This is a genomic window from Pseudoxanthomonas sp. 22568 (assembly GCF_052044485.1).
Lineage (GTDB): Bacteria > Pseudomonadota > Gammaproteobacteria > Xanthomonadales > Xanthomonadaceae > Pseudoxanthomonas_A > Pseudoxanthomonas_A beigongshangi.
This window is the reverse complement of the sequence record NZ_JBQENC010000006.1, coordinates 15,162-33,142: the sequence shown is the minus strand read 5'-3', so window position 1 is coordinate 33,142 and position 17,981 is coordinate 15,162. Positions and strand designations below refer to the sequence as shown.

Genomic DNA, 17,981 nt, shown 5'->3' with positions numbered 1-17,981 from the left:
CTTGCGCGCATGACCGTTCACCTGGACTCCCTCGACGGCGCCGTCGAATTCATCCTCCAGCACACCCCGCAGACCCTGCGCATGGGCGCGCCGCTGGGCATCGGCAAACCGCATCGCCTGCTCAACGCGCTGTACGCGCGGCTGCGGCAGGACGCCTCCCGCCCGTGGTTCCTCTACACCGCGCTGTCGCTGGATCCACCGCAGGCGCACGCGGGCCTGGAAGCGCGCTTCCTCGCCCCCTTCGCCTCGCGCCACTTCGGCGACGACTTCCCGCGCCTGGATTACGTGCAGGCGATGAAGCGCGACGCATTGCCCGCGCACATCGAAATCGAGGAGTTCTACATGCAGTCCGGCGCGCTGCTGTCCTCCTCGCAGGCGCAGCGGCGCTACGCGAGCCTCAACTACACCCACGTGGCGCGGGCGCTGGGCGATCGCGCGCTCAACGTGATCGTGCAGAAGGTGGCGCGCGAGCCCGGTGGAAGCCGGCTGTCGCTCTCCTGCAACAACGACCTCACCCAGGATGCGGTGGAGGCGGTGCTGGCACGTGGCCTGCCCCGTCCGTTGCTGGTGGCGGAAGTGGATCCGCAATTGCCCTGGCTGGGCGGTACCGCGGCGGTGGACGAGGACTACTTCGACGCGGTGGTGACCCCGCCGGGCCCCTATCCGATGCTGTTCGGACTGCCGCGCCAGCCTGTTTCCGATGCGGAATACGCGATCGGCCTGTACGCCAGTGCGCTGGTGCGCGACGGCGGCACGCTGCAGATCGGCATCGGCGCGCTGGCCGACGCGCTCTGCCACGCGCTGGTGCTGCGCCATACCGACAACGCCGCCTATCGCGCGGTGCTGGCGGCACTGGATCCCCGGATCGAACAGCATCCCGCCGTGATCGAGAGCGGTGGCCTGGATCCTTTCGAAGCGGGCCTGTACGGCTGCAGCGAAATGATCAACGAGGGATTCAAGCGACTGGTGGAAACCGGCGTGATCCGCCGCAAGGTGGTCGACGACGAACTGCTGATGCAACGCATCGCCGACGGCACCGCGAATCTCGGCGACGAGGCGCGGCTGCAGCGCGACGGCGAGTACCTGCACGGCGCGTTCTACCTGGGATCGCCGGCTTTCTACGACTGGCTGCGCACGCTCCCCGATGACGAGCGCCGCGCCATCGGCATGCGCCGCATCGGCAGCGTCAACCAGATCTATGGCGGCCACGAATCGCTGGAACGCCTGCAACGCCGCGAGGCGCGCTTCTTCAACTCGGCGATGATGATGACCGCGCTCGGTGCGGCGGTGTCGGATGGGCTGGAAGATGGGCGGGTCGTGTCCGGTGTCGGTGGGCAGTACAACTTCGTGGCGATGGCGCATGCGCTGGAAGATGCCCGTTCGGCGCTGATGTTCCGCGCCATCCGCGACGCCGGCGGCAAGCCCCATTCGAACGTGCGCTGGAACTACGGCCATACCACCATCCCGCGCCATCTGCGCGATCTGTGCATCAACGAATACGGCATCGCCGATCTGCGCGGCCGCAATGACGAGGACTGCGTGATCGCGATGGCCGGCATCACCGACGCGCGCTTCCAGTCCGGCCTGCTGGAGGAAGCGCAGCGCAGCCGCAAACTCCGTCGCGAATTCGTCCCGCCGGCGGCCTGGACGGAGAACACGCCCGCGCATCTGACCGCGCGCCTGCGCCGCTTCCGCCACGACGGCACCCTGCCCGACTACCCGCTGGGCAGCGATTTCACCGAAGTGGAACAGCGCCTGGTGAAAGCCCTGTCCTGGCTGAAGAGCCAGACCACCACGCCACTGGGCAAGGTGGGCACGGTGTTGCGGGCAATGTCAGCGGGCACCGCCGATGCCGAGGCGATGGAGCGGATGGGATTGAGGAATCCCGCCGGTTGGGGTGGGCGCGTGGAGGCGAAGCTGCTGGCATTGGGATTGCGCGAAACCCGGGGTTAGCCCAGGCCGCATCGCCACCACCGACGTAGAGCGGAGCTCGCTCCGCTGCTTTGCTTTTGTTCTTGATTTTTGCTCTTTCTCCCACCAGGACTTTCACCCCTGAAATCCAGGCCCGACCGATCATCCGTCTGCCGCAACCGCCGTCGATCGAACGGCAACGATCACGGCAGCGGAGCAAGCTCCGCTCTACGGTGCAATCGACGGGTGTCGGCGGCGACGGTACTCACCCATGAAAAAGGCCGGGCTCACGCCCGGCCTTTTTCGTGATTCACGACGGCAAGTCCGTTCTCAATCCAGCGACTTCACCGCCTCGACCACCTTCTCCACGGTGATGCCGAAGTGCTTGTAGAGCGCTTCCGCCGGCGCGGAGGCACCGAAGCTCTCCATGCCCACGACCGCGCCGTCCAGGCCGACATACTTGCGCCAGAAATCGGTGGTCGCCGCTTCCACCGCCACGCGCTTGCGCACCGCCTTCGGCAGCACCGCTTCGCGGTACTCGGCCGGCTGGCGATCGAACACGTCGGTCGACGGCATCGACACCACGCGGGTCTTCATGCCTTCGGCATCCAGCGTGGTCTTGGCCTGCATGGCCAGGCCCACTTCCGAGCCGGTGGCGATCAGGATCACGTCCGGGGTGCCGGCGGCATCGGCCAGCACGTAACCGCCGCGCGCGATGTCGGCGACCTGCGCTTCGCTGCGCGCCTGGTGCGGCAGGTTCTGGCGCGAGAAGATCAGGCAGCTCGGGCCATCGCGGCGGACGATCGCCGCCTTCCACGAGACCGCCGACTCGACCGCGTCGCACGGACGCCACACGTCGTTGTTGTGGATGTAGCGCAGCGACGCCAGGTGCTCGACCGGCTGGTGGGTCGGACCGTCCTCGCCCAGGCCGATGGAATCGTGGGTGTAGACGTGGATGGCGTGGGCCGGAATCAGCGCGCTCATGCGCACCGCGTTGCGCGCGTAATCGCTGAACACCAGGAAGGTCGCGTCGAACGGCAGGAAACCGCCGTGCAGCGCCAGGCCGTTGCTGATCGCGGTCATGCCGAACTCGCGCACGCCGTAGTACACGTAGTTGGCGTTCGGATCATCGGTGGCGACCGACTTGCTGGCCTTCCACAGGGTCAGGTTGGAGTGCGCCAGGTCCGCGGAACCGCCGATCATTTCAGGCAGCAGCGGGGCAAACGCTTCGATCGCCAGCTGCGAAGCCTTGCGCGAGGCAATCACCGGGCCTTCGGCCTGGGTCTTGGCAATGAAGGCATCGGCGGCGGCCAGGAAGCCTTCCGGCAGGTCGCCATGCGAGCGGCGGCTCAGTTCCGCGGCCTGTTCGGGATACTGCGCGGCATACTTGTCGAACAGCATGTTCCACTGTTCCTCGCGCACCAGGCCGGTGTTGCCGGCGCGCCAGCCATCGTAGATTTCCTGCGGAATCTCGAACGGGCCATACGGCCATTCCAGCGCCTTGCGGGTGGCTTCCAGTTCTTCCTTGCCCAGCGGCGCCCCGTGCGAGGATTCCTTGCCGGCCTTGTTCGGCGAACCGAAACCGATCGTCGTGCGGCAGCAGATCAGCACCGGCTTGTCCTCGGACTTCAGCGCGGTGTCGATGGCGGCCTTGATCTCGACCGGATCATGGCCGTTGACGTTGCGCACCACCTGCCAGCCATAGGCTTCGAAGCGCGCCGGGGTGTCGTCAGTGAACCAGCCATCGGTGTTGCCGTCGATCGAGATGTGGTTGTCGTCCCAGAAGCAGACCAGCTTGTTCAGGCCCCAGGTGCCGGCCAGCGAGGCGGCTTCGTGCGACACGCCTTCCATCAGGCAGCCGTCGCCCATGAACACCCAGGTGCGGTGATCGACGATTTCGAATTCGGGACGGTTGAAGCGCTGCGCCAGCAGCTTCTCGGCCAGCGCGAAACCGACCGCGTTGGCGAAACCCTGGCCCAACGGACCGGTGGTGGTTTCCACGCCGGGGGTTTCATGGCGTTCCGGATGGCCGGCGGTCTTGCTGTGCAACTGGCGGAAATGCTTGAGCTCTTCCAGCGGCAGGTCGTAGCCGCTCAGGTGCAGCAGCGCGTACTGCAGCATCGAGCCGTGACCGTTGGACAGGATGAAGCGATCTCGGTTGAACCAGTGCGGGTTCTTCGGGCTGTGGCTCAGGTAATCGTTCCAGAGCACTTCGGCGATGTCGGCCATGCCCATGGGCATGCCCGGATGACCGGACTTGGCGGTTTCGACCGCGTCGGCGGCGAGGAAACGGATGGCGTTGGCGAGCTGGCGGCGGGAGGGCGTCGTCATGGGGAGATCGGGGCTTTGGAGTGGCGCGCCGGAATGCGGGCCGCCCATTGTCCCATAGACCGGCGGCCGGGCAGAAACGGCGGAATCGCCCGGCGAACCGAATCCCCCCTTGAATCAGTGACTTGCGGGGACCCAGGATTTCCTGTCTTCAGTGTTTCCCGGCCGCGAAACGCCGACGCCCCGCGATCGGCGGGGCGTCGGGAGCGGATTCGGCCGGATCAAGAACTCAGGTGTGCCCGCGATCGGTTTCGCCCTTGGACACCATCGCCGCGATCGCGATGTCGCCGGTGACGTTGAGGGTGGTGCGGCACATGTCGAGGAAATGGTTGACGCCCAGGATCAGGCCGATGCCCTGCGGCGGTACGCCGACCATGCCGCAGATCATCGCCACCACCGGCAGCGAGCCGGACGGCACGCCGGCCGTGCCGATGCCGCCGAGGATGCACACCAGCATCACCAGCACCTGCTGGAACAGGGTCAGGTCCACGCCGAAGAACTGGGCCAGGAAGATCACCGTCACGCCTTCGAACAGCGCGGTGCCGTTCTGGTTGGCGGTGGCGCCGACGGTCAGCACGAAGCGCGAGATCCGCGGTGGCAGGCCGAGCTTCTCTTCCGCCACCCGCAGCGAGGTCGGCAGGGTGGCGTTGCTGGACGCGGTGGAGAACGCCAGCACCATCGCTTCCTGGGTGCCGCGGAAGAAGGCGCGCGGCGAGTAGCCGCCAATCGCGCGCAACGCGATCGAATAGACCACGAACAGGTGCAGGGCCAGCGCCAGCACCACGACACCGACGTAACTGGCCAGCTTGAACAACAGGTCCCAGCCGAACTTCGCGGCCAGATCGAACATGAAGCAGAACACCGCGTACGGAGCCAGGCGGATCACCAGGCCGATCAGGGTCATCGACACGTCGAACAGGCCCTGGATGCCCTCGCGCAGCGTGTCGGTCGCCTTGCCCGGGGTCAACACCATGCCGATGCCCAGCATCAGGGCGAAGAACATCACCGCCAGGATGGTGTTGTCGGCTGCGGCCTTGATGACGTTGTCCGGAACGATCGACAGCAGCATGTCGAGCCCGTGCGGCTGCTCGTGCGTGCTGGCGACGATGGCGCTGGCGCGTTGCGCTCCCTCGGCCAGCAGGTGCTGCGCGGTCTCGCGGTCAATGCCGCTGCCCGGTTGCAACCAGTTGACCAGCAGCAGGCCCAGCACCACCGCGATGGAAGACATCAGCACGGTATAGCCCAGGGTACGCCAGCCTACCCGGCCGAACGCCCGGATATCGCCCATCTCGGAAACGCCGACCACCAGCGCCGAGAACAGCAGAGGCACCACCAGCATGAAGATGAGATTGAGGAACAGCTGGCCAATCGGCCCGGTCACGTAACTGGTGATCAGCTGCACCCATGGCATGCACTGCCAGGGCAGATCGGCGGCCCCGGCGACGCAGGCCGGATTGCCGGTGCCGGCGGCGGTCAGCTGGCCGATTCCCGTCATGTACACCAGCAATCCCATTGCCAGGCCGGCGATGAAACCGATCGCCATTTTCCAGTGCAGCGGTAGCTTGTTCTTGCCGGTGGTCGGGGCTTCGGTCATGAGGGATGCCTTCGGAACGAAGCATCCAGCTTAGCAAACCTGCCCGGGCCGGCCGTTGTGCGCCTGCGTCAGTCCGCTCAGGCCGGTGGATACAACGGCGGCAACGGCGCCCGCGGCGGTGTCACCTCCTCATGCCAGCGGGGACCGTCGGTGAATGCCGTTCTCAGCGCGCCGCGGGCGGCACTGCCGTCGCCATCGGCCCATCGGGCCCGCCGCAATTGTTCCACCGCATCGCGTTGCGCGGGCGGTTGCAGGCGCCGCACGAGTTCGTCCAGATCCGCCGCGGGCGGGCTGGCCATGCCGCGCAGCACTTCGCCCACCTCGTCCAGGCTGCCGGTATCCAGCGCACGCTTGAGATCCGGCAACGCATGGCGAGGCGCCGGCGCCGTGCGAGCGGCGCCGTCATGCGCCGGCGCCGTCGCGGGAGCACGCCGGCGCTGGAGCGCCCATACCAGGGTGATCAGCCAGAGCACCGCGAACGCCACCGCCAGCCATGGCCAGACGCCATCGCCCGCGAGCACGCGGCCGTCCCCCGCCGGGCCGATCAGCGTGGTGGGCGCGGCACCGGGCACGGTGGCCGCAGGGGCGGGCGCGCCGGCGGCGACCTGCAACGGCAGATCCGGCAACCGGGCCGTTTTCGCCGCGCTGGCCGCCACGTCCCACCAGGGAATTCCCAGCCCCGACACCATCAGGCGTCCCGGGCGATCCGGCACCACCGCATAGCGCTGGGTCCACTTCACCTGCGACGTGCCGTCAGTGAAGGTCTCGTCATATTGAATCGGTTCGGCGAATACCTGCGCGCCGGGCACCGATGGCACCGGCATCTCCGGAAGCTGCGCCCGCGTGGCGCCCTCGGCAACACCTTCCACGACCAGCGTCGCCGCCTCGCCCACCCGCACCGCCGTGGGCGCGCCGACATAGCGCACGCGCAGATCCCGCAGCGGCAGCCAGGGTTGCGGCGCCCCCGGTGGCTGCGCGCGCACCACCAGTGCGCGCGGCGCACCGGCAACCCGCAACTCACGCCGCCCGTTGCCGACCAGATCGTCGAACCAGCCACCCGCGCCGCGCCCGTTGAACCGGGGCGCCGGCAGGGTCACGGTGCCACTGCGCTCGGGCACCAGCAGGAAGCGCCTTTCGATCAGGTTATAGCGACGGCCGTTGATCTCCCGGCTGCCTTGCACGTCGTCGCCGATCTTCTGCAGCACCGCGCCATCCGGCGCGTCCAGATCCAGTTCGCCGGATACCAGCGGTACGCCATAGAACAGGCGCAGCACCACCCCCACGCTCTGCTGGACATAGGGCGTGGCGTCGTCCACTTCGGTTTCCAGGAACACATCGGCATTGCCCGCGCGCGTGGCGACCGGCGGCGCGGGCCGGACGGTCAGCGCGATGGGCGCGGTGCGCTGTTTTCCGACCTGCAAGGCGGGAATGACCAGATTGCCTTCGCGGCGCGGCCGCAGCGTGATCTGGTAGGTCACCCGCGAAGCGCTGGCGCCGTTGATCATTTCGAACGAGCGGCCGCTGCTCTGGTCCAGCAATTCGAAGTCCTGCATCAGCGGCGTGAGATCCGGCGCCGACGCCGCGCCCGTCGACTGGACGGTCAGCGCCACCGTGTCACCGAGATCGATCGGGTTGCGATCCAGGCGCGCCTCGACCTGCGCCTGCGCCGGCCATGCGGCCAGTGCCAGCACGAGCCACATCAACACGCCAATCGGATGTCGCCACCACGCTTTCATTGCCCTTCCCTCATCCGACGTTCGTGTTCCAGCTGGAATTTGGCCTTCAGCAATCCGCCCGGATCATCCGGCACCCGCTTCAACCAGGCCTGCAGGGCCTGGCGGCGCTCGCGTTCGGCGGGCGTCTCGTCGGCGGCGGCCTGGCCCGTCAAAGCATTGCCGTCACGCTTTTCCGGCTGCCGCGCGAGCGCCTGGCGCATGCGCTCGCGCTGGGCCGCGTCGGCGGCCTGCTGGGCCTGCGGATTCGCGGGTGAATCCGGCGGCTGCGAGGCCGTCCGCGCCGGGGATTGCGCCGAATCCGCTTGCGGCTGCGGCGGTTTTCCGGGTGTCGCCGGTGGTGGCTGTCCCTGCTGCTGCGAGGCGGCGGCATTGTTCGCCGCGCGCGAAGCATTCGGCGAAGCGCCGGCGTTGCCGGCGCCGCGATCGGTGGAATTCTTGCCCTGCTGTCCCTGTCCCTGCCCTTGTTGGCGCTGCCGTGCCTGTTCGACCGCGCGGCGGTTGGCAATCGCATCCTGCATGTCCGGCTGCCGCTGCAACGCCCTGTCGTAGGCGCCGATGGCCTCGTCGTAGCGGCCCTGCTTGGCCAGCGCGTTGCCGAGGTTGTACTGCGCTTCGGCATTGTCCTGACCGGCGAACGCCTGTTCCGCCGCGGCGAAGTCGCCCTTGCGATAGGCCTGCACACCTTGCTCCATCCGCGCGTGCTGCTGCTGATCCGCACGGCGCCACCAGTTGCCGTCGGCGGCCTGCGAAGGCTGTGCCCACAGCAACGAACAACCGGCGAGCAGCATCAATGCGGCGCCGCGACGGAAGGCGAGCAGCATCAGCAGCATCAACGGAGGCAACAGCCAGTAGCCCTCGTCCAGCCACGCCTTGCCGCGCGCACCGGATGGACTGGCGGCGTCGATGCTGTCCGGCGCCAACACGCCCAGCGCTTCCAGATCCGTACTCTCGCGCGCCAGTACCTCGAAACGTCCGCCTCCGCGCTGCGCGAGCTGGCGCAACGACGCCGTATCCAGCCGTGTCCGGGCCAGCGCACCGTCGCGCGCGCGATAGGCCGCTCCGGCTTCGCTGCCCAAGCCCAGCACGGAAACACGATAGCCCTGCCGGGACGCCCGGGCCGCCGCTTCGAGCGCGGCCGCGTCCGCATGATCCGCCATCAGCAGGATCTCGCCGCGGTCGAAACCCGCCTGCTTCAGCAGCCGCGCCGCCCCATCAATCGCACGATCCATCCGCTGCCCATCGGCCGGCATGACGTCGGGAGACAGCGCGTCGAGGAACAACGCGACGTTGTCCGCGTCTTCGGTCAACGGCGCCACCGTGAACGCATCGCCCGCGTACGCCACCAGCGCCACCTGCCCGCCTTGGCGCTGGCGCAGCAACGTGGCCAGCTTGCCGCGCGCCTGCAACAGGCGAGACGGCGGCAGATCGGCGGCTTCACTGGCGCTGGACAGATCCAGGGCGATCACCAGCGGAGCGCGTTGTTCCCACAATGGCTGTTCGCCCTGGCGCCAGCTCGGTCCGGCCAACGCCACTATCGCCATCGCGAAACCCAGCGCCAGCAGGATCGGCGCGACCCAGCCGGCGCGTCCCGCGCCAGCAAGCAGGTGCGGCAGCAGGTGCGCATCCACCGCCTGCCGCCAGACATTCGCCCGCCGTTGGCGCAGCCGCCAACCCGCGCCGATCAGCGGCGCCAGCAGCAACAACCACAGCAAATGCGGACGCAGGAAATGCAGCGATTCCATCCATGTCGTCATGCGTGCCTCCGCGGCAATGCGAAGGCGAGCAATCCCACGCACAGCGCCGCCGCCAGCGGCAGCGGATAGCGTTCGACGCGCGGACGCACCTGTTCACCGGGCAGTTCCACCGGTTCCAGGCGGTCCAGCTCCGCATAGATGCTCGCCAGCTGCTCGATATCGCGTGCGCGGAAGAAGCGCCCGCCGGTCTGCTTGGCGATGCGCCGCAAGGTGTCCTCGTCGATCTCCTCTCCGCCAGCTCCCGGTAACGGCACCGCCATGCCGAAGAACGAAGTCATGCCGCTGCCGCCAAAGGCGATGGTGTGCACGCGCACGCGCGCCTGCGCCGCGAGTTCGGCCGCCTTCAACGGCTGCAGCATGCCGGCGGTGTTCACGCCATCGGTCAGCAGGATCAGTACGCGCTGCCCTTTCTCCTGCGCCGCCAATCGCTTGACCGCCAGGCCGATCGCATCGCCCACCGCGGTTTCCCTGCCGGCCAGTCCCACCACGCTGTCGCGCAATTGCTCGCGCACGCTCTGCCGATCCATCGTCAGCGGAGTGAGCGCGTAGGCGCGCTGCCCGAACACGAGCAGGCCCACCCGATCGCCGGCGCGGCGGTCGAGGAAGTCCGCGAGCACCGCCTTGGCGGCCGTCAGCCGATCCACGACACTGCCGCCGAGCTCCATGTCGGCCTCGCTCATGCTGCCGGACAGGTCCACGGCCAGCATCAGGTCACGTCCGCTTTGCGGCGGCGTGACGACCTCGCCGAAAGTCTGCGGCCGGGCCGCCGCCGCGCACAGCAGGAACCAGGTCAGCCAGGCCAGCGCCGCCACCCGGCGCTTGCCCAGGAATCCATGCGTCGCCGCGATGGCCTGCAGGTTTCCACCATAGGGAACACGCAGCGCCGCCGAGGTGCTCCGGACCGGCGGCAGCAACCAGCGCATCAGCCACGGAAGCGGAAACGCCAGCCACATCCACGGCCACGCGAATCCGGCGTACGCATCGCGCAAGGCCTGCAGCAGCGGCCAGTCGCCGATCATCGCTTGCCCGCCATCAATTGCAGGAAACGCGCACGCGCCAGTCCACGCAGGCGCGCGACCGCATCGGCGTCGACTTCCCGTCGATAGCCGCCATCCAGCAACAGGCGGCCCTCCCCCTGCGAGAACGCTCCCGCGGTGTCGCCATCGAGGAACCGCAACCAGGCTTCGCCCGACAGGCGTGTCGCGCTGGAATCGGCCTCGCGCGCCGCACGACGCAGCAGATCGGACATCGCCGCCACCTGCGCGGCCGGTGCGTCGCCCAGTCCGCTCTCGTCGAACCAGCGCAGCCACTGGCGCTGGCGCCGGCTTCGACGCCAATGGCGCGCCACGAAAAACAGGACCACCACCGCCAGCAATCCCGCCAGCAACCACCAACCGGGCGCCAGCGGCCACCAGGCCGGCGCGGGCGGCAGATGGACATCGCGCAAGACCAGATCGGCCGGCTTCATCAGGCCACCTGCGGTGTCGGTGCGCCCGCGGGCAGCCAGGATTCACTTGGCGCATCACCACGCAGGGCGTAGGCCCGCACCCCGCGCAGCGGCAAGCCGCGCACCGCGGCCTGCATGGGTTCCGAGAAGAACCGCTGCCAGCGTTGTCGCTGGGCGGCGTCGGCCAGATCGAGTTCCACCCGGCTTCCACCGGTCTGGAACGGAAGCGCGGACGCCGGCGGCGAGGCCTCCAGCGCATCGAACAGCATCACCACGCTGATCTCGTGATGCGCGGCCCAACGCGGCCAGTCACTCTGCGGAATGGCCGCGACACTGTGCGGATCGGCCAGCACGATCATCCGTGAGCCGGGCCGCAGCAGGCGCGCGGCATGATCCAGCGCCACCGCCAGTCCCTGATCGTCCGTGGGCGGACGCTCGTACCAGCGCACCAGCGCATCCAGCACGCGCAGCGCTCCCCGCGTTCCGGACGCCGGCGGCACCGGCGGCTCGGCGGCGGTACCGCGCAGCGCCGCGACGCGATCACCGTCGCGTATCGCGCTCCAGGCCGCCACCGCGCCGGCGCGCGCGGCCTGGGTGGATTTGAAGCGTACCCGGGTGCCGAAATACAGCAGCGGCGAGGTATCGGCTACGATCAGCGTCAGTCGTTCGCGTTCGGCCTGGAACAGCTTGGTATGGGTCCGCCCGCTGCGCGCGGTCAATCGCCAGTCGATGTGGCGCACGTCATCGCCGGGCACGTACTCGCGCGATTCGGCGTATTCCATCCCCCTTCCGCGCAGGGTCGACGCTGCCGGCCCGGTGATCGAATGCCGACCGTGGCGCGCCGGCTTGCGTCGCTGCGCGGTGGCGCGCAACGCGACCAGTTCGGCCAGGGTCGGGGCGATGCCGTCGCCGTTGATCGCCATGCCGGTTCCCTCAGGGCAACGGCACGATGTCGAGCAGCGCCGCGACCAGGCGATCGCCATCCCAGCCTTCGGCGGTGGCTTCGTAGCTGGGCAACACGCGATGGCGCAGCACGTCCGGGGCGATCGCGCGCACGTCCTCCGGCGTCACGTAGTCGCGTCCGGCCAGCCAGGCACGGGCGCGCGCGCAGCGTTCCAGCGCGATGGAACCCCGCGGGCTCGCGCCCCATGCGATGCGCCGCGCCAGTTTCGGGTCGTAACGCGCGGCATCGCGCGATGCGAGCACGAGTTCGATCAGGTAGCGCTCGAGTTGCGGCGCCACATGCAGGTCCAGCACCGCCTTGCGCGCGGCGAACACGTCTTCCTGCGGCATCCGGGTCAGTGTGGCCGGCACCGGTTTCAGGGTCTGCTGCGCGCGCTCGCGCGCCAGACGCAGGATTTCCGCTTCCGCGGAAGCCTCGGGATAACCGATGCGCACGTGCATCAGGAAACGATCGAGCTGGGCTTCCGGCAGCGGGAAGGTGCCTTCCTGTTCGATCGGGTTCTGGGTCGCCATCACCAGGAACAGCGCCGGCAACGGATAGGTGTGCCGGCCGACCGTGACCTGGCGCTCGCCCATGGCCTCCAGCAACGCCGACTGCACCTTGGCCGGTGCGCGGTTGATCTCGTCGGCCAGCAGCAACGGGTGGAAGATCGGTCCCGGCTGGAATTCGAAACGGCCGTCCTGGGGACGCCACACCTCAGTGCCGGTCAGATCGGCGGGCAGGAGGTCCGGGGTGAACTGGACCCGGGCGAAGTCCGCCTCCAGCCGGCCCGCCAGCGCCCGGACCGCCGTGGTCTTGGCCAGGCCCGGCGCGCCCTCGACCAGCAGATGCCCGTCCGCGAGCAGCGCGATCAGCAGGCGCTCGATGAGCGCGGCCTGGCCGACGATGGTGTCCGACAGGTCCTGTCTCAGCGCGGTGAACGCGGCATGCAGGCGCCCCTGCTCGGGCGGCGGAAGCGGCGCGGAAGCGGAATTTTCCATCGGGAGCGGCTGTGCGGAATCGGAGGGCCATTGTGACCCAAGGAAAGATGGATTGGTTCAGCCAGCCCCATCCATCGGTTTAGCCCGCGTGCACGTGGTCCCCACCGTCCCGGAAACGCGGACGGGGGCCGAAGCCCCCGTCGTCATTCCGATGGCGGATTGCGCGTGCTTCTCAGTTGGCCGCGCGCGACAGCGCCTGCTGCGGTGCTACCCGAAGGACCTTCGGGGTGACGAAGATCAGCAGCTCCGCCTTTTCCTTGTTGCGTCCCTTCTTCTTGAACAGGTTGCCCAGGAAAGGGATGTCGCCCAGGAACGGCACCTTGGCGATGCTGGTGCGATCGGTGAACTCGTAGACGCCGCCGATGACCACGGTCTGGCCATCGTCGACCAGCACTGCGGTGTTGATCTCGCGCTTGGCGATTTCCGGCACCGAACCGAAGTCGCCCATCTCGATGAATCGCAGCACTTCGTCCTTCTTCACGTTCAGCGACAGGAACACGCGATTGTCGCTGGTGATGGTCGGCACGACCTTCAGTTCCAGCACGGCTTCCTTGAACTGCACGGTGGGCGTCAGCACGCCGGTGCCGCCGCCGGTGACGGTCAGGTAGCCGACCTCGCGGCCCTGCTTGATGACCGCTTCACGCTGGTTGGTGGTGACCAGGCGGGGGTTCGAAATCACTTCGCCACGGCCCTCTTCCTGCAGCGCCTGCAGTTCGATGTCCAGGTTGAAGTTGCGGCCCAGCAGCGTGTAGGCGATGGACGCGGGCGTCCCCAGGGTATAGGTCTTCGCCGGCAGGTTGACGTTGAGGCCGCGATTGGCCGGCGACGTCCCCGCATCCGGCAAGCCGCTGCCGATCGTGCCGGTGTTGTCGCCGTTGTTGTAGCTGCGGCGTCCACCGATGCCGAATCGCGCGCCCAGATCGCGGGCAAAGCTGTCGGTGGCGATCACGATGCGGCCTTCGATCAGCACCTGGTCGACCGGGCGATCGATCACGCTGATGAGTTCGCGCATCTGCGCGATCTTCTTCGGGATGTCGTTGATCATCAGCGTGTTGGTGCGCTCGTCGGCAACGATGCGCCCGCGCGGCGACAGGAAGCTGTTTTCCTGTTGACCGCCCGGGCCGCTGCCGCCGGAGCCACCGCTGCTGTTGCCGATGCCCTTGGCTTCGGTGATGGCTTTGAAGATCGCCGCGGCGTTGTGGTAATTGATCTGGATGTAGTCCGTGACCAGGTCCTCGCGATTCTCGATCGCGATGCGCGCGTCTTCCTTGTCCTGCTCGAACTTGGCCAGTTCCGGCTGCGGGGCCACCCACATCACGCCGCCATCGCGCCGCTTGTCCAGGCCCTTGGCGCGCAGGACGATGTCCAGCGCCTGGTCCCAGGGCACGTTGACCAGTCGCAGGGTCACATTGCCCTGCACGGTGTCGGAAGCGACGATGTTGAGGTTGGATTCCTCGGCGATCAGCTGCAGGACCGTGCGGACCGGCACATCCTGGAAATTGAACGTCACCGGGCGTCCCCCGTAGGCGCGGGCGTTCTGCGTGGCCGCCACCTTGGCCGCCGCGCTGGCGACCGTACCCGCCGCCGTACCGCCTGGCGCTCCCATAGCCGGCTTGTCCGCCCGCGGGGCGATTTCCACCACGTATTCGTTGCCGGTCTGGTAGGCCAGTGATTCGAAGGCGCCCTGGGTGCTGAGCACCAGCTGGGTACCCTTGCCACTCGGGCGGGCGTCAACCCGCTGCACCGGGGTGGCGAAGTCGACCACGTTCAGGCCGCGCTGCAAGGTGGCGGGAATCTCGGCATTGCCGACGTCCACCACCACCGAGGAGCCCAGGTTGCGCAGATCGGGGGCCGCGCCGGCCCGATCGAACTTGACCACCAGCCTGCCCGCGCCGTCGTCGCCGCGGCGGAAGTCGATATTGGTGATGGCGACCTGCCCTGCCGGCGTGGCGGCCGGTGCCGTGGCTGGCGCGGTCGCCTGGGGTACCGGATTGGCCGCGCCGGCAGCGCCCGTGGCGACCAGCAGGCCGATGGCGAAACCCAGGCCCTGGATCCTGAGCGAAGCCAGGCGCCGGATCGGCCGCAGGCCATTAGCGTTTGAAGCGGTCATCGTGTTTCCCCCAATCATTGATCTTCAAGCGCAACCGAAGCGGGCCGTTCCAGCCAGCCGCCAGCGCCATCCGGCACCAGTTCGACCATTTCGATGCCGTCCTCGCGTACCGCGGTGACGCGACCATCGCTCTGGCCCATGTAATTGCCCGGCCGGATCCGGTAAGTCACCTTGTCCGGCGCCATTACCAGGGCAATCAGGCCCGGTCCTTTGCCGATGGTCCCCACCATGTCCAGGCTGTCCAGCGGATACTGCTCGAGGGTTTCCTTGCGGCGATTCGGGTCGGGCCGCAGGCCCCCGTTGTCCACGTTGCTCCAGGCATTGCTGAATGGATCACGCAGGCTCTGCGCGGCATATTCGAAGGTTTCGAACTGCTGCATGACCGGCAGCGGATCCAGCGGAGGCGCGGGACGGGCGCGTACGTCCGCCACCCACTTCTCCAGGTTGGGCGCATCACCCGGCGTACTGGTGACGCCACGCGCGCAGCCCGCCAGCAACACCATCAGGCAAGCCAGGAACAAGGGGCGGAAAGCGGAGTGCATGTTCTTCACTTCTTCCCAGCCTTTGCCGCATCGGCGGCGGCCTTCTCCTGGTCCTCGATTTCCTTCTCGTCGAGGTAACGATAGGTTTTCACCGTACCCGACAGTTCAAGCGCGCCGCGGCTGGTGATGGCGCCCTTGCCCTCCTTGGGCTTGAGCGAGATGTCGTGCATGGTCAGGATGACCACGCGCGGCAGCGAAGCCACGCCGCTGACGAAGGCACCGAACTGGTGGTAGCTGCCGACCATGCGCAGGGCGATCGGCTTCTCGGCGTAGAACTCCTTAGGCGTCTCCGGTCCGGGCTGGAACAGCTCGTTGGACAGGCCGCTGGACAGCGCCGTCTGCGAGATGTCGATGATCAGGTCCGGCATCTCGGTCTTGCTGGGCAACTGGCGCAGCATCTGCTGCAGCACCTGCTCCATCTGCGCCAGTTGCTGCTTCAGCGGGCCCAGGTTGGCAGCACGCCCCTGCTTGTCCTCGAAGTCACTACGCAGCGTGCTCTCCTGGCGTTCCAGTTGCACGAGATCCTGGCGCTTGCCCTTGATCACCAGCAGATAGGCCATCACCACGATGAACAGGCCGACGATCACGCAGAAACCGATCTTGGCGTTCTGCGGCCAGGCGCCGATGTTGTTGATGTCGAGATTCTTGAGCGATGTCTTTTTCTGGCTCATGACGCATTCCCCGGGCTGTTGGCGGGCGTCTGGGCCGGAGTCGAGGGAGCGGCCGGAGTGGTGGCTGGCGCCGCCGGTTGCGAGGCGGGCGCGGGAGCGGCGGCCGGTGCCTGCCCGTCGCCGGGAGCCGCCGGGGTGGCCGGCGCGGCGGCGGCGGAGGGTGCTTCGACCGCACTGGCTTCGGACAGCGCTGCGCTTTCCGCAGTCTGGCCGTCCTTGCCTTCCGGGGCATTCGGGTTGGCCAGCCGCACCTGCAGGTTGAATACGTAGGGCAGCGAACTGCTGATCCCGCCGGTCAACGCCTTGGCATCCTCCGCCTTGGCTTCGATGATCGCCAGGTCGGGCTTGGTCATCCAGCCGGAGCCTTCCAGGTTGCGCATGTATTCGCTGACCCGGGCGTTGGACTGCGCGCGTCCTTCCAGGGTCAGGACCTCGCCTTCCTGCTTGATGTTCGACAACGCGACGCCATCGGGGATGGTGCGCACCAGCGAATCGAACAGGTGGACCATCTGCGACCGGTTGGCCTGCAGCTGCTCGATCACCTTCTTGCGCGCCAGCAGGCGGTCCTTCTGCTTGTCCAGCGCCTCGATTTCCTTGATCTGGGATTCGACCTTCTGGATCTCGCCGGTCAGGAAATCATTGCGCACCATCTGGCCGCTGATCTGGCGGTCGTAATGGAACCAGAGCAGGAATGACAGCAGCACGCCGCCCAGCGCGGCGAGGCCCAGCATGGCGTAGAAATCTCGCTGCCGCTGCGCGCGCCGTTCGGCACGCCACGGGAGTAGGTTGATTCTTGCCATCAGTCGAAGCTCCTCAGCGCCAACCCGGTGGCAATCATCAGCGCCGGAGCATCCTGGGCCAGCGCATGGGCCTGGACACGCGGCCCGAGGGTCATCTGCGAGAGCGGATTGGCCACCACCGTCGGCACGCCGAGTTGCTCTTCCACCATTTCCGGCAGGCCGGACAGCGCGGCGCAACCGCCGGCCAGCACGATCTGGTCGACCCGGTTGAATTCGCTGCCGGCGTAGAAGAACTGCAACAGACGGCTGATCTGCTGCACCGTGGCTTCCTTGAACGGTTCCAGCACTTCGACTTCGTAGCTTTCGGGGAGCCCACCCTGGCGCTTGGCCAGGCCGGCTTCCTCGTAGGTGAGTCCGTAGCGGCGCATCACCTCGTCGGTCAGCTGCTTGCCGCCGAACACCTGTTCGCGGCTGTACAGGCTGCGGCCGCGACGCAGGACGTTCAGGGTGGTCATGGTCGCGCCGATGTCGACCAGCGCCACCACGCCGTCCTGCGGAATCGGCAGTTCGTCGGCGATCAGCGCGAAGGCGTTCTCGACCGCGAAGGCCTCCACGTCCATCACCCTGGCGGTCAGCCCCCCGAGTTCCAGCGCCGACTGGCGAAGCTCGACGTTCTCCGAGCGCGAGGCCGCCAGCAGCACCTGCACCATCTCGGGATTGTTGGGCATCGGGCCGAGCACCTCGAAGTCGAGGTTCACTTCCTCGATCGGGTACGGGATGTAGTTGACCGCCTCCAGCTCGACCTGGGCCTCGAGATCACTCTCGTCCAGGTCGGCGGGCATCGGGATGATCTTGGTGATGACGGCCGAGCCGGCCACCGCGGCGGCGGCGTGCTTGACCTTGGTTCCCGCCCGCGTCACCGCGCGCCGGATGGCCTCGCCGACGGCCTCGACCTCGACGATGTTCTTCTCCACCACGGCATTGGGCGGCAACGGTTCGACCGCGTAGTGTTCCACGCGGTAACGGTTACCCACGCGGGAAAGCTGCAGGAGCTTGACCGCGGTCGAACTGATATCGACGCCGACCAGCGGCGCCTGGCTTCTTGGGATTAGCCCCACGGTCTTTCCCCTTCCGACGGGCACTGGACGGTACTTCTACCGGCCACATTAATAACCAACTCTTTACGCTTGGCAACCTGAGTTTT

Annotated in this window: 14 protein-coding genes; 1 reads left to right on the top strand and 13 read right to left on the bottom strand. The window is 67.7% G+C overall.

Features of this window, described 5'->3' with window-relative positions; genetic code table 11:
* Nucleotides 1-9 precede the first annotated feature (9 nt).
* The gene (locus ACTJI2_RS09240) at nucleotides 10-1,953 is read left to right on the top strand and encodes an acetyl-CoA hydrolase/transferase C-terminal domain-containing protein (protein ID WP_440841903.1); all 1,944 of its coding nucleotides are present in this window, start codon (nucleotides 10-12) and stop codon (nucleotides 1,951-1,953) included.
* A 288-nt stretch (nucleotides 1,954-2,241) separates the two neighbouring features.
* Here the strand turns inward: ACTJI2_RS09240 and tkt are convergent, their stop codons facing one another.
* The 13 genes from tkt to ACTJI2_RS09175 all read right to left on the bottom strand — a co-directional run bounded on the left by tkt (nucleotide 2,242) and on the right by ACTJI2_RS09175 (nucleotide 17,895).
* Nucleotides 2,242-4,242, bottom strand: a complete 2,001-nt coding sequence (tkt, locus tag ACTJI2_RS09235; protein WP_141453973.1) for a transketolase — start codon at nucleotides 4,240-4,242, stop codon at nucleotides 2,242-2,244.
* A 226-nt stretch (nucleotides 4,243-4,468) separates the two neighbouring features.
* Complete coding sequence (locus tag ACTJI2_RS09230; RefSeq protein WP_203323496.1) at nucleotides 4,469-5,833, bottom strand: dicarboxylate/amino acid:cation symporter; 1,365 nt, start codon at nucleotides 5,831-5,833, stop codon at nucleotides 4,469-4,471.
* Between the two features lie 77 nt (nucleotides 5,834-5,910).
* Nucleotides 5,911-7,569 carry a BatD family protein gene (locus ACTJI2_RS09225; protein WP_440841902.1) on the bottom strand — a complete coding sequence of 553 codons (1,659 nt, stop codon included), beginning with the start codon at nucleotides 7,567-7,569 and terminating at the stop codon, nucleotides 5,911-5,913.
* On the bottom strand, nucleotides 7,566-9,341 hold the full coding sequence (locus ACTJI2_RS09220; protein ID WP_440842042.1) for a vWA domain-containing protein: 1,776 nt from the start codon (nucleotides 9,339-9,341) through the stop codon (nucleotides 7,566-7,568). Before ACTJI2_RS09220 ends, ACTJI2_RS09225 begins: the two co-directional genes overlap by 4 nt.
* Complete coding sequence (locus ACTJI2_RS09215) at nucleotides 9,320-10,342, bottom strand: vWA domain-containing protein (RefSeq protein ID WP_440841900.1); 1,023 nt, start codon at nucleotides 10,340-10,342, stop codon at nucleotides 9,320-9,322. The genes ACTJI2_RS09220 and ACTJI2_RS09215 overlap by 22 nt, the downstream gene beginning before the upstream one ends.
* Nucleotides 10,339-10,791, bottom strand: a complete 453-nt coding sequence (locus ACTJI2_RS09210; protein ID WP_440841899.1) for a DUF4381 domain-containing protein — start codon at nucleotides 10,789-10,791, stop codon at nucleotides 10,339-10,341. The genes ACTJI2_RS09215 and ACTJI2_RS09210 overlap by 4 nt, the downstream gene beginning before the upstream one ends.
* Nucleotides 10,791-11,693, bottom strand: coding sequence for a DUF58 domain-containing protein (locus ACTJI2_RS09205; protein WP_440841897.1), 903 nt, complete (start codon nucleotides 11,691-11,693; stop codon nucleotides 10,791-10,793). The genes ACTJI2_RS09210 and ACTJI2_RS09205 overlap by 1 nt, the downstream gene beginning before the upstream one ends.
* A gap of 10 nt (nucleotides 11,694-11,703) precedes the next feature.
* Entirely contained in the window at nucleotides 11,704-12,714 is a 1,011-nt protein-coding gene (locus ACTJI2_RS09200) for an AAA family ATPase (RefSeq protein ID WP_183644319.1), read from the bottom strand.
* 172 nt (nucleotides 12,715-12,886) lie between these two features.
* Complete coding sequence (locus ACTJI2_RS09195) at nucleotides 12,887-14,824, bottom strand: type IV pilus secretin PilQ (RefSeq protein ID WP_440841896.1); 1,938 nt, start codon at nucleotides 14,822-14,824, stop codon at nucleotides 12,887-12,889.
* Nucleotides 14,825-14,838: 14 nt separating this feature from the next.
* Complete coding sequence (locus tag ACTJI2_RS09190) at nucleotides 14,839-15,366, bottom strand: pilus assembly protein PilP (protein WP_183644325.1); 528 nt, start codon at nucleotides 15,364-15,366, stop codon at nucleotides 14,839-14,841.
* Nucleotides 15,367-15,371: 5 nt separating this feature from the next.
* Nucleotides 15,372-16,037 (bottom strand): type 4a pilus biogenesis protein PilO, encoded by a 666-nt coding sequence (locus tag ACTJI2_RS09185; RefSeq protein WP_141453983.1) that lies wholly within the window; start codon nucleotides 16,035-16,037, stop codon nucleotides 15,372-15,374.
* Nucleotides 16,034-16,837, bottom strand: coding sequence for a PilN domain-containing protein (locus ACTJI2_RS09180; RefSeq protein WP_192197281.1), 804 nt, complete (start codon nucleotides 16,835-16,837; stop codon nucleotides 16,034-16,036). Before ACTJI2_RS09180 ends, ACTJI2_RS09185 begins: the two co-directional genes overlap by 4 nt.
* Complete coding sequence (locus ACTJI2_RS09175; protein ID WP_343205581.1) at nucleotides 16,837-17,895, bottom strand: pilus assembly protein PilM; 1,059 nt, start codon at nucleotides 17,893-17,895, stop codon at nucleotides 16,837-16,839. The genes ACTJI2_RS09180 and ACTJI2_RS09175 overlap by 1 nt, the downstream gene beginning before the upstream one ends.
* Between the last annotated feature and the right edge of the window lie 86 nt (nucleotides 17,896-17,981).

What these genes read in the sequence shown, in the direction of transcription:
- ACTJI2_RS09240 (WP_440841903.1), top strand. Translation starts at nt 10, where the DNA reads ATGACCGTTCACCTGGACTCCCTCGACGGCGCCGTCGAATTCATCCTC.
- tkt (WP_141453973.1), bottom strand. Translation starts at nt 4,242, where the DNA reads ATGACGACGCCCTCCCGCCGCCAGCTCGCCAACGCCATCCGTTTCCTC.
- ACTJI2_RS09230 (WP_203323496.1), bottom strand. Translation starts at nt 5,833, where the DNA reads ATGACCGAAGCCCCGACCACCGGCAAGAACAAGCTACCGCTGCACTGG.
- ACTJI2_RS09225 (WP_440841902.1), bottom strand. Translation starts at nt 7,569, where the DNA reads ATGAAAGCGTGGTGGCGACATCCGATTGGCGTGTTGATGTGGCTCGTG.
- ACTJI2_RS09215 (WP_440841900.1), bottom strand. Translation starts at nt 10,342, where the DNA reads ATGATCGGCGACTGGCCGCTGCTGCAGGCCTTGCGCGATGCGTACGCC.
- ACTJI2_RS09210 (WP_440841899.1), bottom strand. Translation starts at nt 10,791, where the DNA reads ATGAAGCCGGCCGATCTGGTCTTGCGCGATGTCCATCTGCCGCCCGCG.
- ACTJI2_RS09205 (WP_440841897.1), bottom strand. Translation starts at nt 11,693, where the DNA reads ATGGCGATCAACGGCGACGGCATCGCCCCGACCCTGGCCGAACTGGTC.
- ACTJI2_RS09200 (WP_183644319.1), bottom strand. Translation starts at nt 12,714, where the DNA reads ATGGAAAATTCCGCTTCCGCGCCGCTTCCGCCGCCCGAGCAGGGGCGC.
- ACTJI2_RS09195 (WP_440841896.1), bottom strand. Translation starts at nt 14,824, where the DNA reads ATGACCGCTTCAAACGCTAATGGCCTGCGGCCGATCCGGCGCCTGGCT.
- ACTJI2_RS09190 (WP_183644325.1), bottom strand. Translation starts at nt 15,366, where the DNA reads ATGCACTCCGCTTTCCGCCCCTTGTTCCTGGCTTGCCTGATGGTGTTG.
- ACTJI2_RS09185 (WP_141453983.1), bottom strand. Translation starts at nt 16,037, where the DNA reads ATGAGCCAGAAAAAGACATCGCTCAAGAATCTCGACATCAACAACATC.
- ACTJI2_RS09180 (WP_192197281.1), bottom strand. Translation starts at nt 16,837, where the DNA reads ATGGCAAGAATCAACCTACTCCCGTGGCGTGCCGAACGGCGCGCGCAG.